This window comes from Thioclava sp. NG1 (assembly GCF_003122275.1).
Taxonomy (GTDB): domain Bacteria; phylum Pseudomonadota; class Alphaproteobacteria; order Rhodobacterales; family Rhodobacteraceae; genus Thioclava; species Thioclava nitratireducens.
Map to the genome: position 1 here is coordinate 260,024 of NZ_QFBB01000004.1, position 17,841 is coordinate 277,864.

Annotated in this window: 19 protein-coding genes; 6 read left to right on the top strand and 13 right to left on the bottom strand. The window is 62.6% G+C overall.

Annotated features, from left to right (window positions below):
* The first annotated feature begins 46 nt into the window (after positions 1–46).
* The 6 genes from galU (at position 47) to DEM26_RS09580 (ending at position 7,304) form a co-directional block, all read left to right on the top strand.
* On the top strand, positions 47–940 hold the full coding sequence (galU, locus tag DEM26_RS09555) for a UTP--glucose-1-phosphate uridylyltransferase GalU (protein WP_075775192.1): 894 nt from the start codon (positions 47–49) through the stop codon (positions 938–940).
* A 3-nt stretch (positions 941–943) separates the two neighbouring features.
* Positions 944–1,927: a UDP-glucose 4-epimerase GalE gene (galE, locus tag DEM26_RS09560; RefSeq protein ID WP_109172271.1), complete on the top strand. Its 984-nt coding sequence runs from the start codon at positions 944–946 to the stop codon at positions 1,925–1,927.
* Positions 1,928–1,952: 25 nt separating this feature from the next.
* Entirely contained in the window at positions 1,953–2,975 is a 1,023-nt protein-coding gene (locus tag DEM26_RS09565) for a glycosyltransferase family 2 protein (RefSeq protein WP_109172272.1), read from the top strand.
* A 212-nt stretch (positions 2,976–3,187) separates the two neighbouring features.
* A complete protein-coding gene (locus DEM26_RS09570) occupies positions 3,188–4,198 on the top strand; it encodes a glycosyltransferase family 2 protein (protein WP_109172273.1) in 1,011 nt (336 codons plus the stop codon).
* Between the two features lie 13 nt (positions 4,199–4,211).
* Positions 4,212–5,909 (top strand): DUF5927 domain-containing protein, encoded by a 1,698-nt coding sequence (locus DEM26_RS09575; RefSeq protein WP_088725263.1) that lies wholly within the window; start codon positions 4,212–4,214, stop codon positions 5,907–5,909.
* Between the two features lie 3 nt (positions 5,910–5,912).
* Positions 5,913–7,304, top strand: coding sequence for a nodulation protein NodH (locus DEM26_RS09580; protein WP_109172274.1), 1,392 nt, complete (start codon positions 5,913–5,915; stop codon positions 7,302–7,304).
* Between the two features lie 66 nt (positions 7,305–7,370).
* Here the strand turns inward: DEM26_RS09580 and DEM26_RS09585 are convergent, their stop codons facing one another.
* The 13 genes from DEM26_RS09585 to DEM26_RS09645 form a co-directional block, all read right to left on the bottom strand.
* Positions 7,371–7,835 (bottom strand): PTS sugar transporter subunit IIA, encoded by a 465-nt coding sequence (locus DEM26_RS09585; protein WP_075775186.1) that lies wholly within the window; start codon positions 7,833–7,835, stop codon positions 7,371–7,373.
* 33 nt (positions 7,836–7,868) lie between these two features.
* The gene (gene hpf, locus DEM26_RS09590) at positions 7,869–8,444 is read right to left on the bottom strand and encodes a ribosome hibernation-promoting factor, HPF/YfiA family (RefSeq protein WP_075775185.1); all 576 of its coding nucleotides are present in this window, start codon (positions 8,442–8,444) and stop codon (positions 7,869–7,871) included.
* Between the two features lie 295 nt (positions 8,445–8,739).
* Positions 8,740–9,516: an LPS export ABC transporter ATP-binding protein gene (gene lptB / locus DEM26_RS09595; RefSeq protein ID WP_075775184.1), complete on the bottom strand. Its 777-nt coding sequence runs from the start codon at positions 9,514–9,516 to the stop codon at positions 8,740–8,742.
* Positions 9,516–10,007, bottom strand: a complete 492-nt coding sequence (gene lptA / locus DEM26_RS09600; protein WP_109172275.1) for a lipopolysaccharide transport periplasmic protein LptA — start codon at positions 10,005–10,007, stop codon at positions 9,516–9,518. The genes lptB and lptA overlap by 1 nt, the downstream gene beginning before the upstream one ends.
* A gap of 8 nt (positions 10,008–10,015) precedes the next feature.
* Positions 10,016–10,618: an LPS export ABC transporter periplasmic protein LptC gene (gene lptC, locus DEM26_RS09605; protein ID WP_109172276.1), complete on the bottom strand. Its 603-nt coding sequence runs from the start codon at positions 10,616–10,618 to the stop codon at positions 10,016–10,018.
* Positions 10,618–11,574, bottom strand: a complete 957-nt coding sequence (locus tag DEM26_RS09610; protein WP_088725266.1) for a KpsF/GutQ family sugar-phosphate isomerase — start codon at positions 11,572–11,574, stop codon at positions 10,618–10,620. The genes lptC and DEM26_RS09610 overlap by 1 nt, the downstream gene beginning before the upstream one ends.
* Positions 11,555–12,169: a ribonuclease D gene (locus DEM26_RS09615; RefSeq protein WP_075775180.1), complete on the bottom strand. Its 615-nt coding sequence runs from the start codon at positions 12,167–12,169 to the stop codon at positions 11,555–11,557. Before DEM26_RS09615 ends, DEM26_RS09610 begins: the two co-directional genes overlap by 20 nt.
* 105 nt (positions 12,170–12,274) lie before the next feature.
* Positions 12,275–12,916 (bottom strand): DedA family protein, encoded by a 642-nt coding sequence (locus DEM26_RS09620; RefSeq protein ID WP_075775179.1) that lies wholly within the window; start codon positions 12,914–12,916, stop codon positions 12,275–12,277.
* Positions 12,917–12,990: 74 nt separating this feature from the next.
* On the bottom strand, positions 12,991–13,728 hold the full coding sequence (locus DEM26_RS09625) for a hypothetical protein (protein ID WP_075775178.1): 738 nt from the start codon (positions 13,726–13,728) through the stop codon (positions 12,991–12,993).
* Between the two features lie 110 nt (positions 13,729–13,838).
* Positions 13,839–14,897, bottom strand: coding sequence for an ABC transporter ATP-binding protein (locus tag DEM26_RS09630; protein ID WP_088723201.1), 1,059 nt, complete (start codon positions 14,895–14,897; stop codon positions 13,839–13,841).
* Positions 14,898–14,900: 3 nt separating this feature from the next.
* Positions 14,901–15,689 carry an ABC transporter permease gene (locus DEM26_RS09635; protein ID WP_075775176.1) on the bottom strand — a complete coding sequence of 263 codons (789 nt, stop codon included), beginning with the start codon at positions 15,687–15,689 and terminating at the stop codon, positions 14,901–14,903.
* Positions 15,686–16,540 carry an ABC transporter permease gene (locus tag DEM26_RS09640; RefSeq protein ID WP_075775175.1) on the bottom strand — a complete coding sequence of 285 codons (855 nt, stop codon included), beginning with the start codon at positions 16,538–16,540 and terminating at the stop codon, positions 15,686–15,688. Before DEM26_RS09640 ends, DEM26_RS09635 begins: the two co-directional genes overlap by 4 nt.
* Positions 16,541–16,617: 77 nt before the next feature.
* A complete protein-coding gene (locus tag DEM26_RS09645) occupies positions 16,618–17,724 on the bottom strand; it encodes an ABC transporter substrate-binding protein (RefSeq protein ID WP_088719921.1) in 1,107 nt (368 codons plus the stop codon).
* Positions 17,725–17,841: the final 117 nt, after the last annotated feature.

Consider the following 17,841-nt stretch of genomic DNA (forward strand, 5'->3'; position numbering starts at 1 on the left):
AAACCAACTTCTGACGATTTGATCGTAGCAACCCTATAGGTGACGAATGAAAAGCAAGGTGACGAAGGCGATCTTCCCGGTGGCCGGCCTCGGAACCCGCTTCCTGCCCGCGACGAAGTCGATCCCGAAAGAGATCCTCACGCTGGTGGACCGCCCGCTTATCCAATATGCCATCGACGAGGCGCGCGCGGCCGGTATCGAGGAATTCATCTTCGTCACCTCGCGCGGCAAATCTGCGCTCGAGGATTACTTCGACAACGCCCCCGAGCTCGAAAGCGCGCTCTCGCAGAAGGGCAAGACCGAGATTCTCGACGAGTTGAAGAAGACCAACATGGATAGCGGCGCGATTGCCTATGTCCGCCAGAACCAGCCGCTGGGTCTGGGCCATGCGGTCTGGTGCGCGCGCCGTCTGGTGCATGACGAAGCCTTCGCCGTGATCCTGACCGACGACGTCATCGCCGCCGACAAGCCCTGTCTGCAGCAGATGATGGAAGCCTATAACGAGACCGGCGGGAACTATGTCGCGGCGATGGAAGTCCCCGCCGACAAGACCGCCTCCTACGGTGTTCTGGATGTGGGCCCGGGCGACGGTCCGCGCCTGCCCGTCAATGGCATGGTCGAGAAGCCCAAGCCCGAAGATGCGCCCTCGAACCTCGCGGTGATCGGTCGTTACATCCTGACCCCGCGGATCATGTGGAACCTCGATGCGCGCAAGGCGGGAGCCGGTGGAGAGATCCAGCTGACCGACGCCATCGCGCAGGAAATCCACGGCGGCAACTCGGTCTACGCCTATCGCTTCGACGGCCAACGTTACGATTGCGGATCGAAAGCGGGCTTCCTGCAGGCAACGGTGGCCTTCGGCCTCCAGCGCCCGGATCTGAAGGACGAGTTCGGCGAGTATCTCTCCGATCTCTCCGCGATGCGGCAGGCTGCCGAGTAAGCGATGAAGCATGTGTTGGTGACGGGCGGTGCGGGCTATATCGGCTCGCACGCCTGCAAGGCGCTGGCCGCGGCGGGCTACGTCCCGGTCTGTTTCGACAATTTCTCGACCGGCTGGAAAGAAGCGGTGAAATTCGGCCCCGTCGAGGAGGGCGAGCTGGCCGATCGTGCCCGGCTCGACGAGGTTTTCGCCAAGTATCAGCCCATCGCTGTAATGCATTTCGCGGCGCTCAGCCTCGTCGGCGACTCGATGAAAGATCCGGCGAAATATTGGCGCACCAACGTGAATTGCGCGCTGAACCTGATCGAGGCGGCCGTCGATGCAGACTGCCGCAACTTCGTCTTCTCCTCGACCTGTGCGACCTACGGCGATCAGGACGGGGTGGTGCTGGATGAGAACACAGAACAGCGCCCGATCAACGCCTATGGCGGATCGAAACGCGCCATCGAAGATATGCTGCGCGATTTCGGCGCGAGCCACGGGATGAACTCCGTGATCTTTCGCTATTTCAACGTGGCGGGCGCCGATCCCGACGCAGAAGTCGGCGAGCAGCACATCCCCGAGACGCATCTGATCCCGCTGATGCTCGACGCGATCGCGGGCAAACGCCCGGCGCTGACCGTGTTCGGCTCGGATTACGCGACGCGCGACGGCACCTGCATCCGCGATTACGTGCATGTCTCCGATCTGGTCGATGCGCATGTGCTGGGTCTGAAATGGCTCGAGGATGGCAAACCCTCGCGGGTCTTCTGCCTCGGCTCTGGCAACGGGTTCTCGGTGCGCGAAGTGATCGACGCCTCGCGCGCGGTAACCAATCGCGATGTTCCGATCGTCGAGGGGGACCGTCGACCGGGCGATGCGGCGTCGCTTGTGTCGGGCTCGAAACGGGCGACCGAGGAGCTCGGCTGGCAGCCGAAGCGGTCGGACCTGTCCACCATGATTTCCGATGCATGGCGTTGGCATCAGGCGAAAGAGTATGAATACTGACCCCGAGGCAGGGTCAGGAGTATGGATGCCATCGCGCCATGAGCTTTGGGAGAGCTACAGGCTGCGCCTCAAGCGCAAGCACTTCCTGTGGCGCGCCCTGCGCAAGCGGCATCAGCTCGACAGCGTCACCAACCGCACCGGCAAGATAAGGCCCTGTGCGATCCTCGCCTTCGCGGTCATGCGCAACGAGGCGCGGCGGCTGCCCTTTTTCCTCAAGCATTACCGCAAGCTGGGCGTCGATCACTTCCTGATCGTCGATAATGGCAGCACGGATGACACCGCCGCGCTGCTGGCGGAAGCGCGCGACGTCTCGCTGTGGCAGACGGCGGGCAGCTACCGGGCCTCGCGTTTCGGGCTCGATTGGGTGACATGGCTGATGCTGCGCTACGGGCACGATCGCTGGTGCCTGACCGTCGATGCGGATGAGCTGCTGATCTACCCTTATCACGACAGTCGCCCCCTGCCCGCGCTGACCGACTGGCTCGACCGGTCCGAGCAGCGCTGTTTCCCAGCGATGATGCTCGACCTCTACCCGAAGGGGCCGCTGGGCGCGCAGCGCTATGAGGCGGGGCAGGACCCGCGCAAGATCCTGAGGTGGTTCGATGCCGGGAATTACATGATGACCCGGCAGGACCGGACCGACGCGCTGTGGATTCAGGGCGGACCCCGGGCCCGGGCGTTTTTTGCCCACAACCCCCGGCAAGCGCCGACCCTGTCGAAAATCCCGTTGGTGCGGTGGCATCGCCGGTGGGCCTATCTGAACTCAACCCATGCGCTGCTGCCCCGCCACCTGAACCAGACTTACGACACGGAGGGCGGCGAGGCCATCTCGGGGCTGCTGCTGCACACGAAGTTTCTCGACGAGATCGTGGACAAGTCGAAGGAGGAGAAATCACGCGGCGAGCATTTCGGCCAGCCCGCGGAATTCGACCAGTATTACGACGCGCTGGCCGCCGATCCGGAACTCTGGACGCCGCATTCGACGCGGCTCGGCGACTGGCGACAACTGGAGGCTCAGGGGCTGATGTCGCGCGGCGGGTGGATGTAAATTTGTTGACTTGGGGGCAACAATACTGACGTGAGCGTGAAGCGCGGGCTTCTCAGTTGCAAGCAAACCGGGTAAGTATCGGAAGATATTGATAACCCGTTAAAAACTTGCTGATTTGAACCGGGCGACCTTTAACGATTTGAAAACTACGATACGAGCATCACGGGACCGAAGCGGCACGAAATGACCGCGACGTCGAAGAGGGACGGATATTGGGACTGAGAGAAATCGCCAGACTGCGCCGCAAGCGCAGAATTCGGCAGATTCGGGCTTTCCGGAAAAGCCGCGAACTCTCTCTCTATTCCGATCGCACCGGCGACATCCACCCCGAGGATATCCTCGTCTTCGTCACCGCCCGCAACGAACGCATCCGCCTGCCCTATTTCCTGCGCTATTACCGCGAGATGGGAGTCGGCCACTTCCTGTTTGTCGACAATGGCAGCGACGACGGCAGCGCCGAGTATCTCGCGCAGCAGGAGGATTGCTCGGTCTGGCGCACGGAGGCGTCTTACAAGGCGTCGAATTTCGGCGTCGACTGGATGAACTGGCTGCTGCGCAAATACGGCACCGGGCATTGGACGCTGACGCTCGATCCGGACGAGTTCTTCGTCTACCCGTTCTGCGACACGCGGCCCATTCAGGCGTTGACCGACTGGCTCGATACCTATGGCATCCGGTCTTTCCCGGCGATGCTGCTCGATATGTATCCGAAAGGACCGATCGACGCGCAGCCCTATCGCGAGGGGCAGAACCCGTTCGATCTGGCCTGCTGGTTCGATGCGGGCAATTACATGATCTCGCAGAACTCCGAGACCAATAATCTGTGGATCCAGGGCGGACCGCGGGCACGCATCTTTTTTCCCGACGCGCCGAAGAAGGCCCCCTCGCTCAACAAGATACCGCTCGTCAAATGGGAGCGCGGGAATGTCTATATCTCCTCGACCCATGCGCTGCTGCCGCGCGGCCTCAACCAGGTCTACGACACGATCGGCGGAGAGATGGTCTCGGGGTGCCTGCTGCACGCGAAGTTCCTCTCGCCGCTGACCGACAAGGTCGAGGAAGAGTTGGAGCGCAAACAGCATTACGCAGGCTCGCGCGAATATCACGCCTATGCCCGCACGATCTCAAAAGAGCCCGATTTGTGGTGCAAATGGTCGGAGAAATATATCAACTGGCGCCAGCTCGAAATCCTCGGGCTGATGTCGAAGGGCAATTGGGCGTGAGGAAACAGGTCTCGTGACGGTCGGATTCATCATGATGTGCCACACCGCGCTCGACCGGGCCGCGCAGGTCGCGCGGTTCTGGTCGGAGGGCGGATCGCCCGTGGTGATCCATGTCGATGCCCGCGTCACCGCGCATGACTATAACGGCTTCAAGAAGATGCTCGCCGATCTGGAGAATGTCTCTTTCTCGCGGCGCTACAAATGCGAGTGGGGCACGTGGTCGCTGGTCGCCGCCAGCCAAGCTGCGGCCGAACAGATGCTGGCACTGCATGCCGACGTGCGCCACGTCTATCTGGCGTCGGGCTCCTGCCTGCCGCTGCGCCCGCTGCACGAGCTGACCGACTATCTCGACGCGCGGCCCTATACCGATTTCATCGAGAGCGTGACCACGACGGAAGTCGGCTGGACGGTTGGCGGGATCGACATCGAACGCTTCACGCTGCGCTTCCCCTTCTCGTGGAAAAAACAGCGGCGGATGTTCGACCGCTATGTCGAGTTCCAGCGCCGCGTAGGCTTCAAGCGACGCATTCCCGACGGGCTGGTGCCGCACTTGGGCAGCCAGTGGTGGTGCCTGACGCGCCAGACCCTGTCGGCCATTCTGGAAGACCCGGATCGCGCGCTTTACGACCGCTACTTCAAGCGCGTCTGGATCCCCGATGAGAGCTATTTCCAGACCCTTGCAAGGCTCTATTCCACCTCGATCGAGAGCCGCTCGCTGACGCTGACCAAGTTCGATTTTCAGGGAAAGCCGCACATCTTCTACGACGATCACCTGCAGCTTCTGCGGCGGTCGGACTGTTTCGTAGCGCGGAAAATCTGGCCCAAGGCGGACAAGCTCTATCGGACCTTCCTCGACAAAAGCCCCGGGCGGTCCGTCATGGCAGAGCCGAACCCGGCCAAGATCGACCGGCTGTTTTCCAAATCGATCGAGCGGCGCACACGCGGGCGGCCCGGCCTTTATATGCAAAGCCGTTTTCCCAGGAAGGACCACGAGAACGGCAAGACCTCGGCACCCTATTCGATCTTCCACGGCTTCTCGGATCTCTTCGAGAATTTCGACGGCTGGCTCGCGAAATACGTGGGTGCCCGGGTTCACGGTCATCTCTTCGCCCCCGAACGCGCCGAGTTCGCGGGTGGCGAGCGGATGTTCAACGGTTGCCTGACCGACAACGCGGCGCTGCGCGATTACAACCCGCGTGCCTTCCTGACGAACTTGATCTGGAACTCGCGCGGGGAACGGCAATGCTACATGTTCTCGCCGCGCGACAATCAGGCGAATAACTGGTTCACCGCGACCGATCCGAATGCGCAAATCTCGGTCATCACCGGGGCCTGGGCCCTGCCGCTGTCGCGCCGCAACGAGAATTTCACGACGATCCGGCGCGAGGCCGCGATGCTGCAAAAGCGCGAGCTGGAGCATCTGGATATTCTCCGCTCGATGTATGTGAAGGCGCGAGTGCGGATCTGGACCGTCGCGGATTTCATCGAGAACCCGATGGAGCCCCTGCAGACCATCATCGACGAGATCAGCCCCCGCGCCACGCGCCGCCTGACCGAAGCGCCGCAGATGGTCGATCTGTCGGGGTTCAACCAATTCCTGCAAAATCTCAAGAACCAGGGGATGCAGCCACTCGTGATGGGGGATTTCCCGCTCGAGCAAAGCGGGCAGCGCGACGCCGTCCGCCGGGGCCGCCCCTATCTGGTGAAATAACCCATGCCCAAGTTTGAGAGTTTCGTCGTCTTCGCCGAGATGCGCACCGGCTCCAACCTCGTGGAAGCCGCGCTGAACGATCTGGACGGCGTGAGGTGCCATGGTGAGGCGTTCAACCCGGCGCTGATCGGGTACCCGAACCGCAAGGAGCTGGTGGGAGTCACCAAGGCGCAGCGCGACGACAATCCTCTGGTGCTGTGGAATGCGATCAAGTCTCAGGATGGGCTGAACGGCTGCCGCTATTTCCACGATCATGACCCGCGGATGCTGGCGGTCTTCGTGAGCGATCCGAAATGCGCGAAGATCGTGCTGACCCGTAACCCGATCGAAAGCTATGTCAGCCTGATGATCGCGCGCGCGACGGGCCAATGGAAGCTGGGCGATGCGAAACACCGCAAGGCCACGAAAGCGCGCTTCGATGCGGAGGAATTCGAGGCGCATCTTGAAGGGCTGCAGGATTTTCAGGTGACGTTACTGAACGCTCTGCAACGCTCGGGACAGACAGCCTTCTATATCGATTATGAAGATGCACAGTCCGTCGAAGTGCTTAACGGTCTGGCGAATTGGCTGGGCGTCTCGGGGCGGCTGAAACAGTTGCCCGAGAACCTCAAGGTGCAGAACCCGGAGCCGCTGGAGGCAAAGGTCGCAAATTTCCCGGGGATGGAGGCGTCGCTGGCGCGACTCGACCGATTCAACCTGTCGAAGACCCCGAATTTCGAGCCCCGGCGCGGTCCCGGCGTGCCCGGTTTCATCGCGAGCGAGGCGGGGCTGCTCTATATGCCGCTCCGGCCCGCGATGGATGCGCCGATCCGCGACTGGCTGGCCGCGACCGGAGATCTGGTCGAAGGGTTCAGCCAGAAAACCCTGCGCCAGTGGAAGCGTCGACATTCCGGCCATCGCAGCTTCACCGTGCTACGCCATCCCCTGATGCGCGCGCATCTGGCGTTCAACGCGGTGCTGAACTGGGACACTATGGACGAGACGCGCGCCGTTCTGCGCCAAAGCTACAAGCTGCCAATCCCGAAGGAAGGGCAGAGCATCGCGCAAGACGACTACGCCGAGGCGCTGATCGCTTTCTTGGGCTGGCTCAAATCTAATCTCGCGAACCAGACGAGCCTTCCGGTGAACACGCTCTGGGCCACGCAATCCGCGGCGCTTCAGGGCATCGGCCAGTTCGCGCTTCCCGACCTGCTGGTGCGCGAAGAACGGATGGCCGAGGACTTCGCCTATCTCGCCAGCATGGCCGGGGTGGAGGCGCCTTCGTTCGCGCCCGGAGAGACCGACACCGCGGCGATCAAGCTCGCTGATATCTGGACGCCCGATCTCGAGGCCGCCGCGCGCGAGACCTATACGCGCGACATGATGCAGTTCGGCTTCGGAAACTGGCGAGACTGATCTTGGGCCATGAAAAAAGCGCGCCGGGAGGACCGACGCGCTTTTTGATTTTCATTCGAGAGCGATTCAGGCCGCCTGACGGCTTTGCGCTTCCGTCAGCACTGCGTGCAGCGTAGAGGGATCGGTATTCGCCCGCAGCTTCTCGCAGGTTTCCGGATCGCGCATCGTGCGCGACACGAGGGCCAGCGCCTTGAGATGCTCGACGCCGGAATCCTTCGGCGCGAACAGCGCGAAAACCAGATCGACCGGCAGCCGGTCCACCGCGTCGAAATCGAGCGGCTTTTCCAGACGCAGGAAGACACCCACGACCTCGCTCAGCCCGTCGAGCCGCGCATGCGGAAGCGCAACACCATGGCCGACGCCGGTCGGTCCGAGGCTCTCACGCTCCTGCAGCGCATCGACGGTTTCCGAGGCGTCGATCTTGTAGCACGCCGCCGCGATGTCACCGAGATCTTGAAACAGGCGTTTCTTGCTCGTGACATTCGACAGCACTTTGACCGCGCCAGGCACGAGAAGTTTAGATAGGTCCATGAACTCGTCTACTCCGCGCCCGTTCCGGGCCGCTCATTTGCTGTTGCGCGGGTCGATCCAGCCGACATTGCCGTCTTCACGCCGATGAACGACGTTGACCCCGCCATGTTTCTCGTTGCGGAAGACGAGTAGCGACGCGTCGGACAGCTCCATCTGCATGACCGCTTCACCGACCGAGAGCGTGGGAACCTTGGTTTCCATCTCGGCTACGATCATCGGAGCGCCTTCGCGCGTCTCGCCGGTATCGTCATCCTCTTCCGAGGCGAGCACATATAGACCTGCAGCTTCGAATTCAACTGGTTCGGCACGGTCGCGGTGATGATCTTTCAATCTGCGTTTGTGGCGCCGCAGTTGCTTGTCCATCTTTTCGCGGGCCGCATCGAAGGCCGCGTAGATTTCGGTGGCATGCCCCTTGGCCGAGGCGGTCAGCCCGGTCGACAGGTGCACCGTCGCTTCGCAGATATATTCATGCGCATCGCGCGAGAAGGTGATCTGCGCGTCGGTGGGACGCTGCATGTATTTCTCGGCGACTTCGCCCAGCTCCGACTTGACGTGAGATTGCAGGGCCTCTCCGACATCGATTTGTTTGCCGGTGATTTGGTAACGCATGGATTTCCTCCTTCACGCATTGGGCCAGTGACCCCAGCCTTGGGGCTGAGGTGTTTCGGGCCGGTTAATCTCTTGAAAAGTCGCGTCGAGTCTGAATTCGCCCGGGCCCTCTTTCGGGGACCTTTCGCGCGCCGGACCCCTCTCGGGGGCCGCAAGCGCGCCCGGGGAGTGGGGGCGAACATCACGCATCTCCTATGTATTTGGGGATGGATCGCAGGGGGTGTCAACGGGTGACCCTCGCTGCGGTGCAAAACTGCCGAGGGTCGGAGTCGCTTGGGCGATCCGTAGAGCATGCTCAGAGGATGCGGAAATGCTGCCCGAGATAGACGCGGCGCACGTTTTCGTCCTGCACAACCTCTTCTGCGGTGCCCGACATCAGCACCGTCCCGTCATGCAGGATGTAGGCCCGATCCACGATCTCGAGCGTTTCGCGGACGTTGTGATCCGTGATCAAAACCCCGATACCGCGATCCTTGAGCTGACCGACGAGGGCGCGAATCTCCGACACCGCGATCGGATCGACGCCCGCGAAAGGCTCGTCGAGCAACAGATATTTCGGATCGGCGGCCAGACAGCGCGCGATTTCGCAGCGACGGCGTTCACCGCCCGACAGCGCCAGCGCGGGCGCGTGGCGCAGGTGGCCGATCGAGAAATCGCCCAGCAGCTCCTCCAGACGTTCCCGCCGCGTGTGCGGGTCCGGCACGGCGACCTCGAGAACCGCCATGATGTTCTCTTCGACCGAAAGCCCGCGGAAAATCGAGGCTTCCTGCGGCAGATAGCCGATCCCGAGCCGCGCGCGGCGATACATCGGCAGGCCCGTCACATCGCGTCCGTCGATGAGCACCTCGCCCGCATCGGGACGGATCAGCCCGGCGATATTGTAAAAACAGGTGGTTTTCCCGGAACCGTTGGGCCCCAAAAGCGCCACGACTTCGCCGCGCGACAGATCGAGCGAGACATCGCGAATCACGGGGCGGCGCTTGTAGCTCTTGCGCAGCCCGCGGATCTGCAAACCGCCGTGACCCGCGACCGGGGCCAACCCGGCGTCGCTCTTGGCGGCATCCTCGACCATCACTTGCTCCCGGCGGGCTTCAGAAGCGTGCGGACACGTCCATCCATCGTGCCCGTGCCGGTGCTCAGATCGACATTGAGCTTGTTGCCCGACATCACGTTGTTGCCTTGGGTCAGAAGAACCTTGCCCGTCATCACGACGGTGCCCGCCTTCACGTCGTACACGGCTTCCTCTGCCTCGGCGGCTTCGGTGGGCGAGACCAGCGTGACACCGCCGGTCGCATGCAGCTTCGTGATCTCGGAGCGTTTGTCGCTGGCGTAGAACACCTCAAGCTCGGCCGCTTTCATATGCATATCGCCTTGGGTGACTTCTACATTGCCGGAGAACACCGCCTGGCCGCTTTGCTGATCGACGTTGAGCGAGTCGGCCGTGACCTCGACCGGGGCGGTCTTGTCGGCGCGCAGCCCGCCGAAATCGACGCTTTGCGCCATCAAGAGAACCGGGAACGAAACCGCCATCGCACAGGCGGTGAAAAAACGCGCTCGAAACATCCACACCCTCATTGTTGCGGCTGATATACCAGCTTCACACCCTGTTTGAAAACAAGATCGTGACTGCTGCCATCCGCCGTCGGGACGATCTGCATATAGCCCGCATCGAGCGTTCCGAAAGGGGACGTCCCATGGATCGGGCCGGGCGAGGTCAGGATACTGCTATCGGTTTGCAACTCGACCTTGTCGGAGTTCACCCGGTAGCCGTCCGAGGTCTGCATCGCGACCTTGCCGGTCAGATCGATCCGGTTCGAATTGGGCTGGAATAGACCCTCATTCGCGCTCAGATCGGTCACATGGCCATCGGGTGCGGTCAGCTTCGCCGCGACCTGATCGGCACTCGCGCCCTGGTCCTGCGCGGGCTGCGTGCGCGCCATTGCTGCGGTCACCGAGAGCGTCGCGCCGGTATCGGTCACGCCGGAATATTCGGGCCGGGTGACCGCATTTTCGCGCGCGAGTTTCTCGACATCGACCTTGGCATAAGGGATCGCGGCGCTCGGATCGATCCGACGTGAAACGAGGAAGATCGTCGACAACAGCGCCAGCGCGAGCAGCGGCAGGACGATCTTCGCCCAGTTCACCAGTCGCGTATGGCTATTGTCGTACATCATCAGACGATCCCGGCCCTCAGGCAGTCGTGGATCTGCAAGAAGCCCACGGGTTTCTCATCTTCGACGACGAAAAGCGCGGTGATCTTGCGCTCGTTCATCTGCGCCACCGCAGCCTCGGCCAGTTGCTCCGGCGCGATGGTGCGCGGATTGGCGGTCATCACTTCCGAGACCTTATGCTCCAGCAGCCCCTGCATGTGACGCCGCAAATCGCCATCGGTGACGATCCCGGTCAGACGGCCCGCCTCATCGGTGACGCCGACGACACCGAAGCCCTTCTGGCTCATCATCAAGAGCGCATCGGGCATCGGCGTGTCTTCCGCGACAAGCGGCATATCGCGATGCATCAGGTCCGAGACTTTCGACAGGCGCGCGCCCAGCTTGCCGCCGGGATGGAACGTGCGGAAATGCTCGGCGGTGAATTCGCGGTGCTCCATCAGCGCGACGGCCAGCGCATCGCCCAGCGCGAGCGTCATCGTCGTCGAGGTCGTGGGCACCACGCCCGTCCCGCAGGCTTCCTCGGCCTTGGGCAGCACCAGCGCGAGATCCGATTGCCGCAACAGGGTCGAGTCCGGGCGGCTCGCCACTCCGATCAGCGGAATCCGGAAACGCCGGGTATGGGCGATCAGGTCGGCCAGCTCCGGCGTCTCGCCGGAATTGGACAGCACCAGCGCCAGATCGTGCCGGGTGACCATGCCCAGATCGCCGTGGCTCGCCTCTGCCGGATGGACGAAATGCGCGGGCGTCCCGGTCGAGGCCAGCGTCGCCGCGATCTTGCGCCCGATATGGCCCGATTTCCCCATGCCGGAAACGATCACGCGCCCCTCGGTCTCGAGGATCATCGCCACCGCGCGCGAAAACTCGCCATCGAGGCTCGCCGCCAAGGCTTCGAGCCCGGCGACCTCGATGCCGATCACGCGGCGGGCGATGTCGGAATAATCAGTGGTGGAAGATGTCATTGGGTTCATCCCAGCCCAGCAGATCGAGCTTCGCACGCGTCGGCAGGAAATCAAAACAGGCCTGCGCCAGCCCGATCCGGTTCTCGCGCTCCAGCCGCTTGACCAGTTCAGCCTTGATCTGGTGCAGGTAAAGCACGTCCGAAGCCGCATATTCCATTTGCGCGTCGGTCAGCTCCGCCGCGCCCCAGTCCGAGCTTTGCTGCTGCTTGGAAATGTCGACGCCGACAAGCTCCTGCACCAGCACCTTGAGCCCGTGGCGATCGGTGAAGGTCCGCACCATTTTCGAGGCGATCTTGGTGCAGAAGACCGGCTTCGTCTCAACCCCGAATGCGTTGTAGAGGGCCGCCACATCGAAGCGCGCGAAGTGGAACAGCTTCTCCACCGACGGATCGGCCAGCATGCGGCACAGGTTCGGCGCTTCGGTCTGACCTTGGGCGATCTTCACCAGATGCGCGTCGCCATCGCCCGCCGAAAGCTGCACGAGGCAGAGCCGGTCGCGGCGCGGGTCAAGGCCCATCGTTTCGGAGTCGATGGCCACGACGGGACCGAGATCGAGCCCGTCGGGAAGGTCGTTTTGATGCAGGTGGATTGCCACGGCGTGTCCTTCTTTAACGTCTTGCCGGGCATATAAGCCTTTTGCCGCGTTCTTGCCAACGCGAGATGGCGAAAGGCAGCCGAGGTATGGCGCTTGCTTCGCCGATCAGCTCTCGCGTGACGGCATGGCGCCGCTCGACTCGTCGGGGTCTTCCAGCGGCTTCCAGGTAATCACGCGGTAGATGTAGAGCAGGACGAGGATCACGATCACGCCGGTCGAGACCGGGTTCACCCAGCTTGCGACTTCGCTGTACTGCTTTCCGAGCAGATAGCCCGCAACGGTCAGCAATGCCGTCCAGAGCGCGCTGCCCACCGTGGTGTAGGCGAGGAACGGCAGGAAGGGCATCCGCGCCATGCCAGCCGGCACCGAGATCAGCGTACGCGCGCCGGGCAGCATCCGCCCGAAGAACACCGCTGCCCAGCCGTGCTTGTCGAACCATTTCTTGGTCCGGGTAATGTCGCGGGGGGTGATGCCGATCCAGCGACCGTGGCGGCTCGAGAGGTGACACAGACGCTTGATCCCGATCTTCAGACCAATCCAGTACCAGAGAAGCGCCCCGATGACCGAGCCGATCGTCCCCGCGACGATCAAACCGATCAGCGAGAATTTCCCTTGCGCCGCCATGTACCCCGCGAGCGGCATGATCAGCTCCGACGGGATCGGAGGAAACACGTTTTCCAGCAACATCAGCCCCGCGATGCCGAAATAGCCGAAGGACGCGATAACGCCGGTAATCCAGTTGAACATGTTGTCTCCTTTGGCGACGAAAACCGGAACGGCGCGTCTTGGTCGGGTGGGTTAAACTGAGGTATCTGTCCACTTCATTCAGCGGCCTCGTGCGGAGCCTTTGTTTGGCGCCCGTCGCCGCGTTGTTTCAGGCGTAGCTGCCCCAACTCGGCGCCGCGCCCCCGGCGTTTGCCGTCTTCGCCGGTCAGGTAGGCGCGGGCTTCCTGCTCCAGCATCTCCTCCAGCCGCGACGCCAGTTCCCGACGCTTGCGAAAACTGCGCAGCTGCTCGGTCGACAGGCTCTGCGGCAAGAAGCGTTGATGCTCCCCGGCGTTATAAACGTCGAGAGAGAGGCGTCCGGCGACGAGGATATTGTCGCGACTGCTTTCCGCCAGAACGGTGAATACCACGGTTTCCATCTCTTTCGCGTCGTCAGGCAGGCTGGAGAATTCCAGTGCGACATCCACGAGATCTGAAATCCGGCCCAGATCCCGGTACTCCGCAGTGTTCAACGGGCCCTTGATCGACTCGTCGGGTTGGGAATCCCCGAAAGGAGCGAAGCCGCCGGAGTCGCTGGCGATCGAGTGATAGGTTTTCCCGTCGACCACGAGATCGGCGAGAAGCGCTTTCACGAAGATTGGCTCGGCACCCATATTGCCAAGCATCAGATGCCCGCGTTCGTGGCCGCCCGCAACCCGGGTGAGCAGCAGTTTCGAGCGCCGTTCACGCCGAAAATTCTGCAGTAGAAGTTGCAGGTAGACCAGCCAGACGAACGCGGTGACGATCTGCACCGCGATGCTCACAACCTGATTATGGTCGACAAGCCACTCCATCTTCATCCTTCTGCATCGGCCGCACGTAGTGTTCTATCGGCAACGCGGCAGAGGGGCGTCCGGGTCCGGAAACCTGAAGAAATGAGGAGCGCAGGACCGGTTTTGCCTCGTCAGTCGGCAAGAACCAGCAGATCACGGCTCGCTACGCTGACCTCGGCTTCGGTGCCGACCTTGGGCGGCGGGTTGCCGGGGCGGTTGAACGTGTCGAGCGCGATGAGCTGCCCTTCCACTTCCATTTTCACCCGCAGGATCGAGCCGAGGAAATGCGTCTCGACGATCCGCCCGGTGAACACCGTGTCATTGCCCTCGCGGCGGCCCAAGGCCAGAACCTCGGGCCGTGCGGCCAGCGTCACCGGAGTCCCCTGCCCCATGGTGACCGGTTCGGAGAGGATCACCTCGGTATCGCCGACCCGCAATGCGCCCCGCGCGGGATCGGCCACCTCGGCCTCCAGCGCGTTCAGCGTGCCCACGAATTGCGCGACGAACCGGGTCTTCGGCTGATTGTAGATTTCGAAAGGCGCACCGATCTGCTCGGCGACGCCACCATTCATCACCACCACACGATCCGAGATCGACAGCGCCTCTTCCTGATCGTGGGTGACGAAGATCGTCGTGATGCCCAGACGTCGCTGAATGTCGCGGATTTCCTCACGCAGGCTCACGCGGATCTTGGCATCGAGCGCGGAGAGCGGCTCGTCCAGCAGCAGCACGCGCGGCTGAATCGCGAGCGCCCGTGCGAGCGCCACACGCTGCTGTTGTCCGCCCGACAGCTGGAACGGGTAGCGATTGCCCAGATCGGGCAGGCCGATCAGCGACAGCATCTCGGCGACACGTGCCTTGATCTCAGCGCGCGGACGTTTCGCCACGCGCAGCCCGAAGCCCACGTTCTGCGCGACTGTCAGGTTGGGAAACAGCGCGTAGGCCTGGAACACCATACCGATATTGCGCTGGTTCGCCCCCATATGCGTCACGTCCTGCCCGCCGATGCGGATCGCACCGCCCGAGGGGGACTCGAAGCCTGCCACCATCCGCAGCACCGTCGTCTTGCCGCAGCCCGACGGGCCAAGGAGCGAGATGAATTCGCCCTCTTCGATGGAGAGGTTGAAATCCTTCACCACGCGGTTCGCGCCGAAGGATTTTTCCAGATGTTCGATCTCGAGAGAGGCCATGGGTTACCGCTTTGCGTTCGTATGTTTGGAAAACCGGGTGACGAGTTGAATGAGCCCCATGCAGATCCAGGTGATCGAGAAGGCGATCACCGCAAGCGCGGCGGGCTCGTAAGCCTTGTTCGCGCCGGTCAGCTGCATGTAGGGGCCGAAGGCCGGCCGGTTGAGGAGCGAGGCGAGGACGAACTCGCCGATGACGATAGCGAAGGTGATGAAGGCGCCCGAGAGCACCGCGACCAGCACGTTCGGCAGGATGACGCGGGCAAGGATCGTGCTCCATCCCGCGCCGAGGCTTTGCGCCGCCTCGGTCAGCGTACCGACATCGATGGTGCGCAGGCCGGTATCGACGGCGCGATACATGTAGGGCAGCGAGAGCGTGGCATAGCCCAGCATCAGCAGGACATTGGTGCCCGTCGTCGTGCCGGTCAGCGGCAGGATCGACGACGTGTTATAGAGCCGGATATAGCCGAAAACGATCACGATCGGCGGGATCACCAGCGGCAGCAGCGTGATGAACTCAACCACCGGGCGCCAATGCGGCAGGCGCAACCGCACCCAATAGGCGGTCGGCACCACGATCAGCGCCCCCACGAGGATCGTGAAGATCGCCATCACGACGGAGTAGCTGAAGGTCTCGCGGAATTGCGGATCGGCCAGCACCGAGCGGTAAGCGTCGAGCGAATACACCCCGCGCCGCGCCCGCAGCGAGAATTCCAGCGTACCGAGCAGCGGCAGGGCGAAATAGAGCGCCCCGAACGCCAGCGCGAGCCATGACCAGAGTTTCTTGGATTTCATCGCATCCACCTTTCCGAGCGTACGCGCAGCCAGACATAGGCGAGGTTGGCTAGGCCGGTGATGACGATCATCCCGAAGGCCAGCGCGTAGCCCAGATGCGGGTCCTGCAGCACATCGCCACGGATTTGCGCGTAAAGCATGATCGGCACGATCGACATCGACGAACCGGTGAGCGCATAGGCCGTCGCCACCGCACCGAAGCTATTGGCGAACAGCAGCGCCAGCGTACCCAGCAGCGAGGGCCAGAGGATCGGCAGCGCGACGATGCGCCAATACTGGAAGCCGGTCGCGCCGAGGATGCTCGCCGCCTCTTTCCATTCGCGCTTCAGACCGTCCAGCGCAGGGGTGATGATCAACACCATCAGCGGGATTTGGAAGAACAGATAGGTGATCGTCAGACCGAAGAAGCTGAGCAGGTTGAAGCCGTGCGTGTAGATGTTGAAGCCGAACCACGACTTCAGCAGCACGGTCACGAGCCCCAGACGTCCCAGCGTCGCGAGAAAGGCGAAGGCCAGCGGCACGCCCGCGAAGTTCGAGGCCACGCCCGAGAAGGTCATCACCGGACCGCGCAGCCATTTCGGCAGGCCGCCCAGCGTGACGGCCGCAGCGAGCGCGAACCCGATCAGGCAGCCTACAAGCGCAGTGGCGAGGCTGATCCTGATAGAAATCCAATAGCTCGCGAGGATCGTCGGTTGAAACAGGTTCACGAGGTTCGACAGCGTGAAACCCCCGTCACTCGTCCGGAACGCGCCCACCACGATATACATCGTCGGGGCGATCAGGAACAAAAGCGCGAAGAGCGTGAAGGGAACCATCCCCACCCAAGTCAGCGGCAGCTTGCGGCTTTGCATCGGGCCTCGCCTTACAGAAATTCCAATAAAGTCGCCCCGCGCGATCAAGCGCGGGGCGTTTTCTTATGCCGGTTCGGTTACTGGACGTTCGCGCCGACGACGCTGTCCCAGCCGCCGGTCACGACTTCCTTGTTCGCAGCCTGCGCGTCGAGCGACGGGAAGATCGCCTTGGCATAGCCTTCCGCCGGAGGCATCGCGTCGAGCATCTTCTGCGGAACCTTGCCGTTGGCCGACAGGTCGTTGAAGCGGATCGGGTGGCAATAGCCTTCCAGCCAGCCGAGCTGACCTTCGTCCGAATAGAGGTATTCCATCCAGAGCTTGGCTGCGTTCGGGTGCGGCGCGTAGGCCGAGATCGCCTGAACGTAGACACCGGCGACCACGCCCGATTTCGGCACGACGACGTCGACCGGCGGGTTGCCGTTCAGCGTGTCGCGACCGGCCAGAGCGTTATAGTCCCACTCGATGACGATCGGGGTCGCGCCCTGTGCGAGCGTCCCGGTCTTGCCGATGACGGGCACGAAGTTGCCGTTCTTGTTCATCTCGGCGAAGTACTTCAGGCCAGCTTCACCCGAGGCTTTGCCCGGCTCGCCGCCTGCTGCGACGCCCGCGGCCAGAACGCCGAGGATCGCCTGGTTCGAGGCGCGCGGATCGCCCGCCAGAGCCACCGAGTTCGCGTATTCCGGCTTGAGCAGATCCGACCAGTCCTGCGGCACGTTGTCGACGATGTCCTTGTTCACCGCGAACGACAGCACACCGTAATAATCACCGTACCAGTAGCCTTCGGAATCCTTGGCGCTGTCCGGGATCGTGTCCCAGGTCGAGACCTTGTAGGGCTGGATCAGACCTTCGTCCTTGGCCGCCGGGCCGAAGGAAAGACCGACGTCGATCACGTCGGGCGCCTGCGGACCCTTGTTGTCCTTGTTGGCGCGGATCGCCTCGAGTTCGTCGGCCGAGCCCGCATCGGGGTTCAGCTCGTTCACGGTGATCCCGGGGTACTTCTTCTTGAAGCCGTCGATCACGCCCGAGTAGTTGCACCACGAATGCGGCAGCGCGATCGTGGTCAGGCTGCCTTCTTCCTTAGCGGCGGCGTAGAGGTCATCCATGCTGTCGGCGAAGCTGGCGCCGGTGCTGGCAGCGAGGGCCATCGCGCTGGCTGCCGCAAGATAACGGAACTTGAAGGTCATATTCAGGTCTCTCCCCGTTGATGGAGGGCGGTGCCGCATCATGCGGTCCTGTCCCCCGAACTATGTCTTTCGACGATTGTGCCGTCCGGTTGGCTCCGGCATCGGCGACCCTTTATG